This window comes from Sphingobacterium sp. JUb20 (genome assembly GCF_004342035.1).
Taxonomy (GTDB): domain Bacteria; phylum Bacteroidota; class Bacteroidia; order Sphingobacteriales; family Sphingobacteriaceae; genus Sphingobacterium; species Sphingobacterium anhuiense.
On record NZ_SLYV01000001.1, the window covers coordinates 1 to 16734 of the forward strand.

The 16734-nt window shown below is 32.7% G+C and carries 13 protein-coding genes; 8 read left to right on the plus strand and 5 right to left on the minus strand.

Annotated features, from left to right (window positions below; genetic code table 11):
- The first annotated feature begins 328 nt into the window (after positions 1-328).
- The 7 genes from EDF66_RS00005 to EDF66_RS00035 all read left to right on the plus strand — a co-directional run bounded on the left by EDF66_RS00005 (position 329) and on the right by EDF66_RS00035 (position 8949).
- On the plus strand, positions 329-1480 hold the full coding sequence (locus EDF66_RS00005; protein ID WP_132839684.1) for a Pycsar system effector family protein: 1152 nt from the start codon (positions 329-331) through the stop codon (positions 1478-1480).
- A 3-nt stretch (positions 1481-1483) separates the two neighbouring features.
- Positions 1484-3541, plus strand: a complete 2058-nt coding sequence (ppk1, locus tag EDF66_RS00010) for a polyphosphate kinase 1 (RefSeq protein ID WP_132839686.1) — start codon at positions 1484-1486, stop codon at positions 3539-3541.
- Positions 3534-4409, plus strand: coding sequence for an SdiA-regulated domain-containing protein (locus EDF66_RS00015; protein WP_132839688.1), 876 nt, complete (start codon positions 3534-3536; stop codon positions 4407-4409). The genes ppk1 and EDF66_RS00015 overlap by 8 nt, the downstream gene beginning before the upstream one ends.
- A gap of 3 nt (positions 4410-4412) precedes the next feature.
- The gene (locus EDF66_RS00020) at positions 4413-5522 is read left to right on the plus strand and encodes a metallophosphoesterase (protein WP_084825382.1); all 1110 of its coding nucleotides are present in this window, start codon (positions 4413-4415) and stop codon (positions 5520-5522) included.
- Positions 5523-5596: 74 nt separating this feature from the next.
- Positions 5597-7936, plus strand: a complete 2340-nt coding sequence (locus EDF66_RS00025; RefSeq protein WP_132839690.1) for a GAF domain-containing protein — start codon at positions 5597-5599, stop codon at positions 7934-7936.
- Positions 7937-8045: 109 nt separating this feature from the next.
- Complete coding sequence (locus EDF66_RS00030) at positions 8046-8588, plus strand: YceI family protein (protein WP_132839691.1); 543 nt, start codon at positions 8046-8048, stop codon at positions 8586-8588.
- Positions 8589-8598: 10 nt separating this feature from the next.
- Positions 8599-8949 (plus strand): ArsC/Spx/MgsR family protein, encoded by a 351-nt coding sequence (locus EDF66_RS00035; RefSeq protein WP_132839693.1) that lies wholly within the window; start codon positions 8599-8601, stop codon positions 8947-8949.
- Between the two features lie 64 nt (positions 8950-9013).
- On the opposite strand, the gene truA is transcribed toward EDF66_RS00035, so the two are convergent.
- Both truA and EDF66_RS00045 read right to left on the minus strand, forming a co-directional pair.
- Positions 9014-9814 carry a tRNA pseudouridine(38-40) synthase TruA gene (gene truA, locus EDF66_RS00040; RefSeq protein WP_132839695.1) on the minus strand — a complete coding sequence of 267 codons (801 nt, stop codon included), beginning with the start codon at positions 9812-9814 and terminating at the stop codon, positions 9014-9016.
- Between the two features lie 88 nt (positions 9815-9902).
- A complete protein-coding gene (locus EDF66_RS00045; protein WP_021188328.1) occupies positions 9903-10439 on the minus strand; it encodes a YfiT family bacillithiol transferase in 537 nt (178 codons plus the stop codon).
- A gap of 768 nt (positions 10440-11207) precedes the next feature.
- On the opposite strand from EDF66_RS00045, the gene EDF66_RS00050 reads away from it, so the two are divergent.
- Positions 11208-12047 carry a universal stress protein gene (locus tag EDF66_RS00050; RefSeq protein WP_132839697.1) on the plus strand — a complete coding sequence of 280 codons (840 nt, stop codon included), beginning with the start codon at positions 11208-11210 and terminating at the stop codon, positions 12045-12047.
- Between the two features lie 104 nt (positions 12048-12151).
- On the opposite strand, the gene EDF66_RS00055 is transcribed toward EDF66_RS00050, so the two are convergent.
- The 3 genes from EDF66_RS00055 to EDF66_RS00065 all read right to left on the minus strand — a co-directional run bounded on the left by EDF66_RS00055 (position 12152) and on the right by EDF66_RS00065 (position 16571).
- A complete protein-coding gene (locus EDF66_RS00055) occupies positions 12152-14689 on the minus strand; it encodes an outer membrane beta-barrel family protein (protein ID WP_132839699.1) in 2538 nt (845 codons plus the stop codon).
- A 165-nt stretch (positions 14690-14854) separates the two neighbouring features.
- Complete coding sequence (locus EDF66_RS00060) at positions 14855-15541, minus strand: LytR/AlgR family response regulator transcription factor (protein WP_132839700.1); 687 nt, start codon at positions 15539-15541, stop codon at positions 14855-14857.
- Positions 15531-16571, minus strand: coding sequence for a sensor histidine kinase (locus EDF66_RS00065; RefSeq protein WP_132839702.1), 1041 nt, complete (start codon positions 16569-16571; stop codon positions 15531-15533). Before EDF66_RS00065 ends, EDF66_RS00060 begins: the two co-directional genes overlap by 11 nt.
- Positions 16572-16734 lie beyond the last annotated feature (163 nt).

Here is a 16734-nt window from a genome sequence, read left to right on the forward strand (position 1 = left end):
TAGGCTATAATCTCGCTGACTCCGTCGTAAATTGTTCTTTAGTTCTTTTTTCATAATAAGCTGAGTTATATGTCAACTTATTTCAGGACGGGACATAATGATAAAAAAAGCCGGATACAAAAATGTATTCGGCTTTTTTTGAAAAATGTAATATTATTATTATTTATCGTATCTTTTAGGATGATTATTTTCATCCATATCTGCCAAAAATAAATGATCTTTGTTTGGATGGATCTTAAGAAGATATTATTTAATTCTTATCTTTAAATAATGGTAATGTATATTGAATCAGTATTGATTACGATCAACCCAAACTAATTTTTATTTTATGGACTACTCTCAATTGATAAAGGAAACGGCCGAATTTGTACATAAGTATATGGATGAACATGACCTTTCAAAATTCAGCTTCCATAATGATGCACATACGCAGGAGGTTGTGGATGCAGTTCAGAAAATGGCAAGTTATTATAATCTTGAAGAGCGCGACACCGCAATTGTAACGTTATCAGCCTATTTTCATGATCTTGGTTATTGTGTTCATGGCAAAGATAGTCATGAAGAGAGGAGTGCGGCCATTGCTTCAGATTTCCTTCATTCAAAAGATGTTGATGATAGTTTCATTCAGTCTGTGTCTGGCTGTATATTAGCGACAAAATTACCGCAATCACCAAAGAATCTATTGGAAGAAATTGTTTGTGATGCTGATTTATTTCACTTAGGCAGCGATCGCTTTGATGCCCGCAATAAATTGATGCGTCAAGAAGCGAAAGCTTGTGGATATGTAGTGAGTAAAGATGAGTGGCGAAAAAATACGATTAAATTAATGGAAGATCATCATTATCATACGGATTATGGTCGTAATTTACTAGAAAATAAAAAGCAGCAGAATATGACGGTTTTGAAACAAAAAGAAAATTCTGGAACTGCTGATCAAGAAAAAAAGAACGGGAGACCTGAAAGAGGGATTGAGACAATGTTTCGCATCACCTCGACTAATAATCAGCGTTTAAGTGATATGGCTGATAATAAATCCAATATCCTAATCACTGTTAATTCGATCATATTATCTGTTGTTATTGCTCTCCTATTACGTAAATTAGACAATAATGCTCATTTAATATTTCCTACATCAATTTTATTATTTACTAGTTTAGCAACTATGGTGATTGCTATTTTGGCAACGCGACCATCTGTTCCGGACGGAAAATACACCGATGAAGATTTGAAAAGTAAAAAAGTCAATTTGTTGTTTTTTGGTAACTTTTACAGAATGAATCTAGAGAGTTATAATAGCGGAATGAAACTTATGATGGAAGAGCGTGATTATCTGTATAGTACTTTAATAAAAGATGTCTATTCTCAGGGTGTTGTGTTGGGCAGAAAGTTCAAATTACTTCGATTAGCTTATAATATTTTTATGTACGGGTTGATTGTATCCGTATGTGCGTTTATTATTGTTGTATTGATTAATTCCTAATGTATGCTAAACATTGAAAGTGAAGAAGTGAGTACACGTCTTTATAATCGTGATTTGAGCTGGTTATCGTTTAATGAGCGTATTTTGAGAGAAGCAGGTAAAAAACAAGTTCCGCTATTAGAGAGAATTAATTTTTTAGCAATTTTCTCTTCAAATCTGGACGAATTTTATCGGGTTAGAATGCCCGTACTGCTTGCTTTGAAAAAGATTAAACATCAGGAAAACATAGATAATGACTCGCAAGACGTTAAAATTTATAAACAGGTCAAGTTACGCATAAAAAAACAGTTATCTCTTTTTGGAAGTATCTTGGTAAGTGAAATCATTCCTGCTTTAAAATCAGCTAACATTCATTTCATCTATAATGAAACAATCCCCGATACTATTGTTAACCAAACTAAAGATTATTTTTATGAACGGATTGCATCATACTTAGAAATATCTATTATCGAAGATGTCACTTTTTTTCCAAAAAACAATCAACTTTATTTTGTTTTTACTTTCAAAGAAGGGGAACTTGATAAGTTGGGAATGATTTCTATTCCGTCGGATCAAGTTCCCAGATTCTATTATGTTGCCACTGAAGATAAAAATTATATTGTTTTTATTGACGATATTATTAGGCAAAACTTTCCAGATATTTTCAAAGATCACTTCATTACAGGTATGTATTCATTTAAGGTGACTCGTGATGCAGAGTTGGAGTTAAATAATGAATTTGAAGGCTCGTTGCTTCTGAAAATTGAAAAGCAGATCAGAAAAAGAGATTTTGGGCTAGCGACACGTTTACTCTATCAGCCAGATCTTCCAGATGATCTTTTAAGTGCATTGATTAAGTTGTTTAAACTTCGCAAATCTAGTTGTATAAAAGGAGGTAACTATCATAATCTAAAAGATTTTTTTTCTTTTCCGATTGATAAAAAAGAGTGGAAATATAGACCTCAACCTCCAATACCTTATCGGTTTAAATCTTCATTTTTATCTTTGTTAGATGAAATTAGTGTTGAAGACATCCTCGTTAATACTCCCTACGAGTCTTATGATGTGGTGCTTAGATTTTTTAATGAGGCAGCGGTTCGTCGAGATGTGGAAGAAATATATATATCCATGTATCGGGTAGCTAGTGATTCTAAAATTCTACATGCAGTATTAAATGCAGTCAAAAATGGAAAAAAAGTAACTGTTTTCGTGGAATTAAAAGCGAGATTTGATGAGGAAAATAATATTTATTGGGCAAAGAAATTAAAAGCAGCAGGTGTAAATGTACTATATAGTATTCCAAATTTAAAAGTGCATGCTAAAATTGCTTTAGTAAAAACAAAACAAGGTAATGCCGTCCAGTATTTTGGTTTACTTTCTACGGGCAATCTGAATGAAAAAACAGCCCATAGGTATGCTGATCATGTTTTATTGACTGCTCAGCAAGAAATCTTACAAGAAGTAATGGAGGTGTTTAATGTGTTAAAAAAAAGACGAGATCAAACTTCCTATTATAGTACCCATTTCAAGTATTTACTGGTGTCACAATATAATTTGGCAGCAGGTTTTATGCAGCTCATCGATCAGGAAATTGCATCTGCAAAGATGGGATTGCCAGCATGGATTATTATTAAGGTCAATAATTTAGAAGAAAAGGGCATGATCCAAAAGTTGTATGAGGCAAGTCAAGCTGGAGTGGTAATTCAATTAATAGTCAGGAGTATCTGTCGTCTAATACCGGGTGTTGCCGGTCTAAGTGAAAATATTAGCGTTAGACGTTTTGTAGATAGATACTTAGAACATAGTAGAGTTTTTATATTTAACAATAATGGTCAAGAACAGGTGTATTTAGGATCGGCAGACTGGATGCACCGTAATATATACAATAGGATAGAAGTTTGTTTTCCGATTGTTAATAGACGATTAAAAAAGGAGATTCAAACAATTATTGCTATACAATTGGAAGACGATACGTCTGCTGAAGTTCTGGATGAACATATGGATTCCATCGAAAGATCTGTTGATAAAGGTATTCGCGCCCAAGAGTGTATTTATGATTATTGTAAACAACTAAATGAGTAAGGAAATGAATGGTAGAAAATTATTATTGATATGTATGCCTATTGCTAGTCTATTTTTCTTGACAGCATGTGCACAAACTACTCAAGTTTATAGGAGTCCAAAGGGCTATGATTTCAATAAAGGAGAAAAATTATTTTTACCAGATGCTCTTCATGAACTATCTGGAATAGCATTTCCTGCAGAAAGCTCCAAACATATCTTTGCAAACGAGGATGAAAATGGTCTGGTGTATTATTTTGCGCCAGGTGAACACCAGTACCAGCAGATCAAGTTTGCAAAGAAAGGTGACTACGAGGGAATTGCCATCAGTAATGGATATATTGTAGTGCTAGAAAGTAAAGGTACAGTCTATTCGTTTCCTTACAGTGATATACTTCAAAGGGAAGCTACAAATGTTAAAGTAGGAAAAGACCTGATTCCTAAAGCTGAATATGAATCACTAGCGGCCTCTCAAGTAGACAGTTTATTGTATATTATATGTAAGAAATGTGCTGTTGATAAATCGTCTAGCAAAGTTACTGGTTATGTATTGGGACTTTCTAAAGAGGGTGATTTTTTCAAAAAAGGGGAATTTAAAATTGATGAGAAACAAATTGACTTAATTAGTAGTTTAAAAGGAAAACAGTTTCGGCCATCAGCTTTGACTAAAAACAAGCGGACAAACGAGTGGTATATTTTGTCCTCGATTAATAAAATGTTAGTTGTTGCAAATGAAAAATGGGAGGTGGTTGGCGCATTTCCATTAGATCCGTCACTTTTTAATCAGCCTGAAGCTATTGCATTTGATGATTCGGGCAGTTTATATATTGGTAATGAGGGTGGAGATAAAGCAAATAAAGCAACATTATTAAAATTTAAATTGAATTAAAAGATGTTGAAATTTTTATGTGTTACACTTCTTTCATTTTTAATGACTGGGGTATTTGCACAAGATAGTGTAGTAAACCGAGTTATTTTTATTGGTGATGCCGGTGAGATTAATTTTAAACAGGAAACGATTATTCCACTTGCCGCCGCACTGGTTTTAAAAGGGAAGACAACTGTTATGTTTTTGGGGGATAATATCTACCCTAGTGGTATGGGGCTACCCGGTAGTAAGGAAGAATTGGAAACAGCATCGATCTTAAGGTCACAGTATGAACCTATGCGAGCCGCTGATGCACCGGTATATTTTATACCCGGCAATCATGATTGGGATAAGATGGGGAAACAGGGACTAGCAAAGATCAGAGCTCAAGGAAATTTTCTGGATGCACAACAAGATTCACTTTTGCAATTAGTTCCTAAAAATGGCTGTCCTGATCCGGTAGAAATTCCTATTTCAGATCATCTGGTTATTATTGCCTATGATAGTGAATGGTGGCTTTTTCCTCATGAAAAGATCGATACTAATATTAGATGTGGCTGTGATTCTGAAGTTAAAGTTATAGAAAAACTGAAGGAATTGGTTCATAAGAATAAGAATAAAACAATTTTGGTTGCTTCACATCATCCTTTCTATTCATACGGTGTTCATGCGGGTTACTATTCGTGGAAGGACCATATTTTTCCACTTACAATATTGAATAAAAATTTTTACCTTCCATTACCTGTAATTGGATCATTGTATCCATTAATGAGATCAACAGTGTTTTCAAATCCTGAAGATATGAATCATTCGGATTACAAACGTTTAAAACTACAAGTAAATGCGGTATTTGAGGGAGTTCCGAATTATGTTTACATATCTGGTCACGATCACGGCTTACAGTTTATAAAAAAAAGAGATCAATATCAAATTGTTAGCGGTTCTGGAGCAAAAAGCTCATCTATAAAAAGTAATAGTAACTTACTTTATAAAAATTCAATGCAGGGTTTTGTTACTGTGGATCTATTATTGGATAGAAGTACTCAGATTACTTATTATACTTACGATAATAAGGGTATTAAGGCAGATTATGCATACCGGATACCTTATAAAACAGAAATCACAAATAAATAACGAACTGAATCTACTCTGCATAACATTCCCATCTTAAATGTGATGGGTCGTGTTAGTAATTTAATTTTTTTAATATGCAATCAGCATTATTTACTATAATAAATGAGGAGGAAGATCAATTTCCTGAAATTGAAACCCACCTTTCTTTTGACCCATTTTTGAATTATCTGAAAAGAAAAGGTGAAAATGAAATATCAATTAAAAAGAACTTTTTAGCTAGTGTATTAAAGGATTTTAATCAAGCATTTGCAAAATATGGTCCTTTGGATAAGCACAATATTCACCAATTTGAAAACGAATTTAGATTAATTCATGCATCTTTAAATCCAGTATTACAAGATGATGAGGACACTTATTGGGCATTGGGCTTTCCTTTAGGACAAAAAATATGTTTTGGAACAGATAAATTCTATGCTTTACTTGAACAGTATAGATGTGATAATCAACTTGCTTTAGCACATGATTCTGTTGGGTTTTCTGAGAAAATCCAGATGTTGTATTCATTTATATTAGAAAGGTTATATGGGATAAAATCTGCAAAGCATTTTGAGATAATTCATTCCTTTATCGATGCATTGACTGGACTACAAAAGTATTACCGGATCAATATCGATCATACTTTTGTAGATGTAAAAGTAATCGGAAATTTACCTGTTTTTGATCGGATAAAAGTAATTGATGAGTTTTCAAAAACATTAAATTTTGAGATAATAAAAACTTTGATTCCATTGAATAAAATCAAAATGGATGGTTTTTCTATTTTAACAGTTACTGATATTACTGAGCAACAGGCGCTTGAAAATATAAAAAATATCATTATAAGGGGAATTGATGAAGCAGATTCTTATGGACACGTGATTATGGCTTTAAGAACATTAGCAGGAAATCCTGCTATTGAATTTTCTCTTTTACCTTTTTTTAAGTTGAATAACAAAGTCGTATTTGATTTTAAAGAAAAGAAAACGTCAGCTTTATTGGATTTATTAAAAATTAATAAAGGAAGTGAGCAACGTATTCAAGAGTTGCTGGATGAATTTATTAAGCAACCCCAAATTCTTGTTTTTAGTAAAGATTTTCCTATTGAAGATAAAACTATGTCGTTCCTTTGGGAACGACTGAAAGATCTGGGCATCGTCAACTATGCATTGATTCCCATAGCCCATAATAAAGAGATCGTAGGTGTTATCGAAGTCTTTACAAAAACAGATGCAGTTCTTGATGAACAGATTTTGGCTCGAATATTTAGTGCAAGTACCTTACTAGCACAGTTGCTAAAAGATGAAATTGTTGAGTTTCAGACAAAAATAAACGAGGTTATAAAGGAAAAATTTACATCTCTTCAATCAGCAGTACAGTGGAAGTTTAATCAAGAGGCTTGGGAATATTTACAAAGAATAGAACAAGATAAACCTAAACCTATTGTTGGTGATATTAAATTTGAACAAATATATCCGTTGTACGGTGCCATCGATATTCGAAATTCAACTATTGAAAGAAATAAGGCGGCTTTTCAGGACATGATTGTTCAATTAGAATTATTGGAGAATGTCTTAATTCAATTGAAACACTTAAATAGTATTGTTATTCTTGATGAAATGATTTTCAACTGCCGAAGATGGTTACAGGAAATTAATGAAGAATTAATGGATAGTATGCAGATTCAGCTTAATGACTTTTTTAATCAAAATGTGGCTGAAGTTCTCACTTATTTTAAGGAGAATTTAAAAGAATCTCATCCGATTATTGCCGCATATGAAAATGCTATCCATCCTTTAAATGGGGTTGTTTATAAAAATCGTAATGTTTTAGAAAAATCGATACGTTTAATTAATAGTGGAATAAGTGGTTATCTGGAGTTATTTGAAAAGGAATTGCAAAATTCTTACCCTTGTTATTTTGAAAAATTTAGATCAGATGGTATTGAATATGATATTTACATAGGCCAATCTATCGCTCCAGACAAAAAGTTCAATGAGATATACTTAAAAAATATCCGACTTTGGCAATTGACGTCAATGGCGGCGATTGCAAAAATTACACATAGTCTGTTGGATCAAATGGAGAAACGTTTACTAACAACGCAGCTTATTTTTGTTAATGCTACGTTGATCGATATTAATTTTAGAACAGATGAACACCGATTTGATGTAGAGGGAGCTTATAATATTCGCTATCAGATTATAAAAAAGAGAATCGATAAAGTGACTATTAAAGGTTCGAACGAACGCCTTACTCAGCCGGGTAAAATTGCTATTGTCTATTTTACAAAGCGTGAGGAAAAGGAATATTTAGGATATATTCAATATCTACAAAAGAGCGGATCTTTATTAGATGATCTAGAAGAATTGGAATTGGAAGAATTACAGGGTGTTAAAGGATTGCAAGCGTTGAGAATAGGAATTAATTTAGCCTAAAGTAGCATACTCAACGTATCAAACAAATGATCTAAATCAATTTTTAGATTTTTAGTAATCCTTATTTGCAATTATTAGATATCTACCTAATTAATTAAAATAACAGTTTATGGCAACATACAAATGGTCAATAGACCCAAGTCATAGTGAAGTCGCTTTTAAAGTGAAACACTTAATGATTACAACGATAACAGGTTATTTTGGGAAGTTCACACTTGATCTTGAAACTACTTCTAATGATTTTAATACCGCTAAGAATATAGCATTTAAAGCGGAGATAAATTCTATCAATACCAATGATACACAAAGAGACGAACATTTGAAGTCAGCTGATTTTTTTAATGCTGAAGCCTACCGTTATTTAGAATTTACTGGTGTTAAATATGTAGGAATCGGGGATGAAGCGCAACTAACCGGAAATTTGACAATAGGAAATATTACCAAAGTTATTACATTACAAGTTTTGTTTGGCGGGATTGTGGTCGATAGTTATGGCCAAACAAAAGCAGGCTTTTCTTTAAGCGGGCAACTTAGTCGTAAGGAATTTGGTTTAACATGGGATGCTGTTACAGAAGCTGGTAATATTGTGGTTAGTGATGAAGTACGAATTAGTGCTGAAGTTCAAGTGATTAAAAAAGATATAATACTCTAGATTTTGGATCATGATAAAGATATATCATAACAAATTGTGTAGTAAAAGCTGTGCTGTATTAGATTTATTGAAATCGAAAGATGTAGATTTATCAATACGGGAGTATCTTCAAGATGTTCCTAGTAAAGATGAATTGCTTGAGCTGGTCACTTTACTTCAATTAAAACCTCTTGAGCTGATACGACGTAATGAATCAATTTTTCAAGAAAAGTTTAAAAATCTTGTTCTTTCGGATGAAGAATGGATCTCCGTTATGTTGGAGTATCCTATTCTAATTGAGCGTCCTATTGTTTTAAAAGATGGTAAGGCCGTTATCGGTCGACCGATTGATAAAGTAATAACACTAATATCAGAAAGTTAACATTATTTGTTATGAAAAGTATCTAGATAGGATTGCATACTTTATTTTTTTTAATATTGGGTATCTAAATAGAAATCCAGTCGGAACTTTGGGAAGGTGTTAAAAAATCAGTGCGTGGTGGAAGATTTAGGTATGGATAGTTAACTTTGGATAGATACAAACCTATTGGATGGGCTGGTCTCAATATTTTGGGAAGTTCTAATGTAATGAAATGATTTTCAAATTCATCAATACTTAGTTCCCCATTACCTATTTTTAAAAGTTTACCGGTTAGAATTCTGATCATCTTACCTAAAAATCTATTACTGGAAATATTAAACCGAATTCTATCACCTTTTGTATTGACAAATATTCCTGCAGCTGTTACGTGGCAGATTGTATGTTCATTTTTATCAGGATGTGTGCAAAAGGGACGAAAATCCTTATATTTTAAGAGCAATTTTGCAGCTTCACTCATTTTGTCTAAATTTAATTTGGGATATAAGTATAATGAGCTTTGATTGCTTAAGAAAGGATCTTTGTACGTGTGAATAAAGTAATCATATTCTCTATGCACTGCATCAAAACGAGCATGCGGCTTACCTTCCATTTTTATTATATCGTAAATGGCGATGTTATCAGGAAGAGCCTTATTGAGTCGAAATAATAAGTCGAAATCATATTCTTTCTCAATATCCGCATGAAAAAAGTACTGACTAGCGTGGACTTGAGCATCTGTACGGCCACAACCAAATATGGTGGTTGGTACTTTTAATACTTTATGGAGTGTATTTTCCAAAACTTCTTGTACGCTTTCTACATCAGGTTGTCTTTGCCAACCATTATAATTCTGACCCTGATAGGCGATATGGAAAAAATATCTCAATTTACCTTTTTAATTTAATGCAATTTTACAAAAAAATGCTAGCTTATTTTTATAAAAAACTTATTACCTTCATAATATTTTAAATTGACTATTCCTTATTCATTTTTGCGATTTTAATATGTGCAAGATGATGCTCACAATGCCAAGCGTACAGTCCAATATTTGTTTTAATATTAATGAGTTCGTTCGAATCAGGATGTCTAAATTGTCTGGCCATATCCGAAGGTGTCATATTTTGTAGTAAAACTACCCAGCGGTAATGTAGAGCTTCTAGCATATTTATAGAAGAATTAATAGCAAGTTCTTTTGAGTCAATAAGTTCTGCCCAAAGATCTTCAGCATATGGTTTTATAACGGGTATATCTTCTGTCAAAGCTAGTTTAAATCTGATTAAACTATTCATGTGGCTGTCAGCACAATGATGTATTATTTGTCTTATTGACCAACCATTAGGTCTATAGGTTTTTTGTAATGCTTCTTCCGATAATTCTTGAACTTCTTTTTTTAGAAGATCTGGGAAAGATTGTATAATTCCAATCCATTTTGTTATCGTTCCATTATCTATTGTATTTGGCGCAATAAATTTACCAATTGGAAACTTCAGTTTATCGATATTAGATTTCATATCTACGTATAAGTTCTTATGTTTTTAACGTCATTGTCGAGCTTCCTGAAAAGATCACTTATTTCTTTTATTTCGAATTACGTATGTATTAATACGGCTCTTAATTCCTTTACAGCGATAAATCATTGTTTTAATAATACGATTAATAATGCGATAGCAAAAATAACCGATTACAGATACAGTTAAGATTATTATTGTATTATCAACCCATTTTGGCAATAGATGATTTAGCAAAAAATATCCCATGAAGATCAGGTATGCTACTAAATAAAGTATGATGTAAAAGCTCTTTTTCCAACCAAACCAAGCTGAGAGATATAAATAGCTACTGATTAATCCAATACATGGTAATATGTAAACAAGGTTTGTATCAGCTAACTTATCATCAAAAGGAGCATAGAAGAATCTACTGATCAGGATGATTATAGCTAAATTAAAAATAAATTTAAGGATCCAGTGGATATTATATATGTACATAAGTTTTATATAATTATTAAAGACAATTGCCAGGTTTTCAACGTATTTTACTATAAACTATAGGTACAGACCAATAATTGAAAACCGAAAAAATTAAAATTAGCAAATTTCGATTCGAAAAACTAATTATAAATATGAAACAACTTGCGTAATCGGTCATAAGACATTTCTAGTTTATTCGGAATATTTATTTATGCATTTAGATTAATGTGTATTATTTTCTTAATTTTTAAACTAAAAATAAGATTCGGTTGTTTAGTAATCGAGTATACATTACAAGAAATCACGATCATGGAAACAATTGTTTTTTTAACCGATTTTTCTGTTCCTGCTAGACATGCTTTCGATCAACTCTTGACCCTTGCTAAGCAAACAGCTATAAAAAAAGTCATCATATACCACTCCTTAGGGTATCTAAATGGAGGATTTTACTATGTCGGCGAGTTTATACCGCCACCAATTCTTGTAGATGAAACAGATATTGCGGCAGTAGACTCAAAAATGCTTCTTTTGAAACAGGAATTATTAAATGTTTCACCAGCTACAAACGTCCATACAAGACATGATAGTTTTACTGTTTTAGATGGCATGGAGCGAATTTCCGAAGAGGGGCATGTTGACCTAGTTATTGCTGGAATGAGAGGAAATGATGATAATGGTAAAAATAGTATTGGTACTATTACCAATGAGCTGATACAGGCACATCTGTATAACCTTTTATTGGTGCCAGATATGGATAAAGTACATATCTTTAAAAATGTGATCCTTGCAGTGGATCTATTGCATTTAGATGAACGATTGCCCGTGAAAACAATATTTCATTTACAAGAATTGTTATCTTTAAGATGGTATGTTGTAAATGTAAGTGTTCAAGGGAAGCATAAGGCAGCTGATTTAATTGAGGAACAATCTTTTTTGCATGCAAGTTTAGATAGTCTTGAACCGACTTACTCTTATTTGGAAGGTGAAGATTTTGTTGAGAAACTAAATGTATATGTTCAAGAACATAATATTCATGTATTGATCACTGTACCCCGTAAACTTGGATTTATCGCTTCGTTTTTTCAAAAAAGTGCCTCAAAAAAATTGGCAGTTAATGCCAAGGTCCCTATTTTAATGTTAGTATCTTAATTAACTTCTTCATTTTTGTAAGTTAAATCAATTAGATTAAAATAAAGGGGTGTATATAGATTAAGATCTATATACACCCCTCTATTTGTTATTGTACGGGTAGATTACTGCATTTGCATTCCTTCCATCGAATTTTGATTTTTGTTTTTCTTAAACATATTCATATCCATTTTTCCAAAGCGATAAGATAAGTTCAATTTGATTAGTTGAGGATTTGAAAGTCGATAATAAGATTGTGTAAACCCTTCTCCTGAAGATACAATTGTATTACCTCGGCTTCTGAAAATATCATTCACAGCTAAAGTTACTGAGGCAGCTTGATTTTTTAAGAAACTCTTTTTGAGAGCTAGATCGACACCATAAAAAGGTTTGATGTATCCTTGGGATGAGCTTTGTGCTTGATTCATTGGAGGACCAAATGACTGGCCTTGTGTGACAGGCATATTTGTTTTGCCTTGATATTCAAATGCGACTTGAAGATTCCAATTGTTTTTAACATTAAAGGTGTTGTTCAATTTTCCAAACACTGTCCACATTGCTTCAGACGGGGTACTGTCGTCAACTTCTATTTTTGAATTATAGAAATTAAGATCTGCGGTTAAATCCCACCATTTTTTAAGATTATTGGTATATGTAAATTCTGCACCATAGTTTTTACTAGAATTGGCATTAATATAGGTATTTATAAAATCCATCTTGCCTGTTACTGGATTTAATTCCTGAGTCAAAAATCTGGTAATCAAATTATTGGTAGATTTATAATAAACTGAAGCTAAAAAAGTGCCTTTTCCATGTGTTCTACTATAAGAAAGCTCGCCAGAAGTCGTGAATTCAGGAACAAGATCGGCATTACCTTTCGTAATATTTAAGCTGTCTGTATAATCGATAACAGGTATCGTTTGAAAAAAATTAGGACGATTCACGCGACGCGTGACACTCATCTGGATTTGATCTTTTTCGGTCAGTTTTTTACTTAAAAACACAGATGGAAATAGGCTTAATGGATAATTGTTCTTAAATTTTTCATTAGTATTTAAAAGTTCTCCATTATAAGTTGAGTTTTCAGCACGTAGACCTATTTTATAGGATACCCAATCTTTAAAATTTCCTCCGAGGGAAACGTAAGCGGCATAAACGCTATTTTTACTATCGTAATTAGCGGATGCTGAAGAAATATTTTTAAAGTCTTCTTCACCAATATCTTGTATTGAATTATCGTTGAGATTTTTTAATTTATTAATTTGGGCACGAAGACCGGTCTCCAATTTCATTCCATTTTTGAAAGGCTTAACATAGTCCGTTTGGATAATAATAAATTTATTATTTCCAAAACCGATGTTCTGTTGTTTTTTTGTGCCTGTTATCTGGTTTATATCATTGAGATAATTTGTGGTGTAAAGACCGTTTGAATTATTATTACCTCCGAAATAATTAAAGTCAACAGTTAATTCCTCACCTTCTGTTTTAAATTTCTGCACTATTCCGGCCTGTAGACCTCTTGGTTTAAAGCTTCGTTCGGATTCCGAAATTCGATTGCTTAATGAGGTTTTTCCTTCAGATTGTGTTGATATTAGGGTTTCTTCATTTGGACGAAATTTCCCTTCAACCAAAACTCCGGCAATTGATAATGAAGTTCGTGGACTGAAATCATAATCTAAACCAAGTCTTCCAAAAGTGATCATACCCTTTGTTTTTCCTTCAATATCTTGATCTACAGTTGAATTTATGTTATTTATATTACTCGTTCTATGACTATCTCCTTCAGTATTCGTACGCATTCGCATATTCATTCCTGTAAATGACAGGTTTAATTTGTTTTGACGCGCATTGAGGCTTCCCATAAAATTAGTTCCGCCAAATCGATCTCCACCTAGGGTAACCATACCATTATATCCTGTTTTCTTATTTTTTTTAAGGATTATATTTAAAATTCCAGCCATACTTCCTGAGGCATCGTACTTTGCAGAAGGGTTTGTGATGATCTCTATTTTTTCGATGACATCTGCGGGGATCTGATCTGGTGAAAGTGTTGTAGGCTTTCCATCTACAAAAATGGTTGGTGCAGCATTTCTGAGCTTGACATTTCCATCGATATCTACTTGTACAGATGGCATATTACGAAGTACATCGATAGCAGTACCGCCAGTTGCTACGATGTTTTTTTCCACATTGAATACTTTTTTATCAATATCCATTTCCAATAAAGCCTTTCGACCTGTGACAGTTACTTCTGCAAGTTGTTGATTGTCATTTTTAAGTACAATAGTTCCTATATTTTTGTTTAAGACTTTTTTATCATCACTATGATCAACATTTAGCTCGAGCGTTGCGTAACCTATTGAGCTGATTTTTAATTTCCAATTATTGGTATTAGAAATAGCTGAAAAGTTAAAATTTCCATTTTCCAGCGAACTTGTACTTCTTATTAATATTTCTCTTTCCTGATTGTTTTTTTGATCTTTGATAACCTGAAAGAGATTAATCGAAGCCTTTGAAATAGGTTTTCCTTGACTGTCTATAATTTGACCAAAGATTGTACCTTCAGACTTATTTACGTTTGTAGGTGAATTTTCAGCGGTATTTTGAGCATACACAGTTGATATTGCAGTTGCTACAATAAGCGTTGATATATATCTTTTCATTATTCTTTTTTTATCGATTTGTTTATCCCTTTTTAATAGAGGTCTGATATATGACAAATTTGAGAAGGATTTTTAATCTACACAATGATCTGTAGACAGACAGCGTAAATGTGTAGACGAATGAAGTTATTGAAATAAATGTTAGTGTCGACAAGAGAATTTAATTTAGAAAATTTCGATATTTCCAACATATTTTTTGCCTACTGGCAGTGCAATCTCAGGAAGTGTTAATTTCGTTAGAGCGACGTGCTGAATTCTATTTTTGTTTACTATATATGAATTATGGATTCTTAAAAAATCTTTTACTGGCAGAATTTTTTCCATACCTCTTAGGTTACTACGGGTAAGAAGTGGAGCATTCCGATTTACCATATAGATTTTAACATAATCTTTTAATCCTTCTATGTAACTTATTTCATTGATAAATATTTTAATCTTTTTATACTCAACATTGACGACGATGTGATCTACTGTATTATTTTGATTTGCTCGTAAAAGCATAATGTCTTCAACCTTTCGAATAGCGCTAGTCAATCTTTCTTTTGCAATGGGTTTCAATAGATAATCCACTGCATTCAATTCAAAACCCTCCACAGCATATTGATGATATGCCGTAGTGAATATAAATAAAGGTGGATTAGTAAGTTCCCGGATAAATTGTGTTCCTAATTTTTCCGGCATTTGTATATCCAAGAAAATCAGATCGACTTCATGATCTCTCAAGTAATCGACGACATCGATTGGCGAGTTAAACTTGTGCAGTATTTCAACCTTGTCAAAGCTTAATAAATCGTCTTCTAAGATGTTTAAAGCAAATGGTTCGTCATCTATAAGTAAGCATTTAATTTTCATCGGTCATCAATTTGAGTAGTACCTGGAAATAACCGTCATCCGTTTTTGTAATGGAAAGATCATGACGATTTGGATATAACAGTTGCAAGCGACGCTGAACATTGGTTAATCCAATTCCTTCACTTGTTCGAAGTTCTGTATGCTGTAGTATTTTATTGCTGGACTTAAAAATTATACCGCCTGGAATCTGTGCGAATTGAAACTTGATTTCTGGACTGTTTTTACTGTCTACACCATATTTGAATGCATTCTCTACAAAATGAATAAATAGTAAAGGTGGTATCAATCTATTTTTTAGATTAGATTCAATTTCGAGATCCACATTTCCAGCTATCGGAAGACGGAGTGTTTGTAAGGCAATAAAATTCTGCATATGCTCGATTTCCTTAAAGAGCTCTACTTTTGCACCATCAACTTCATAGAGAATGTACCGCAATATTTCGGATAATTTGACGATTGTGTCTTCAGAATCTGGTGATTGTTTACGGATCAACCATCGGATATTGTTAAGGGTGTTGAATAGGAAATGTGGACTGATCTGAAGCTTTAGAATTGTTAATTCTGCTTTTGTTTTCTCCAAAGCAATCTGCTTATTTAATTCTTTTTGCCTGGCTTGTTCCCCGTATAGAAAAATCATGGATGAGGTAATTAAACAAAGTGAATATATAATTCCAGGCCCGATCACTAGTCGTACGAAAAGTATATTTTCTTTTGTGAAATGTGCCAATTCTCCATTAGGATTAAAGTATACAATAGCATAGTTTAGCGCGACATAGGATAAAAAAGCACAAGCAATTAAAAGCACCAGAAACTTTCTGCTTGTAAAGAAGTATTTTGGTGCGACATAATAGCAGTGTAAATAAAAATTTGTTGCCAAAAATATAATATTGGCTAGATGAGATAGAGCAGAGTAGGGCTTAAACTCCGAAATCTTATCTGGTTGATAGAGATAGGTGATAAAGGGAAGTAACAATAAAATGGTCCAGATGACTATGTCTAAATAGAATTTTCTGAAAAATTTGCCGATCATAACATTTTTTTAGCCAATATATTTAAGGTATATAACAAATAGTAGATCAGTTTAAATTTATCTTACCATTTTATTTTGTTCTTAAATACTTATAGTAACAATGTTACAAATTTTTAATTAGAATGTTACATGCTGAATCATTGTATATTGGGTTAAATGGTTG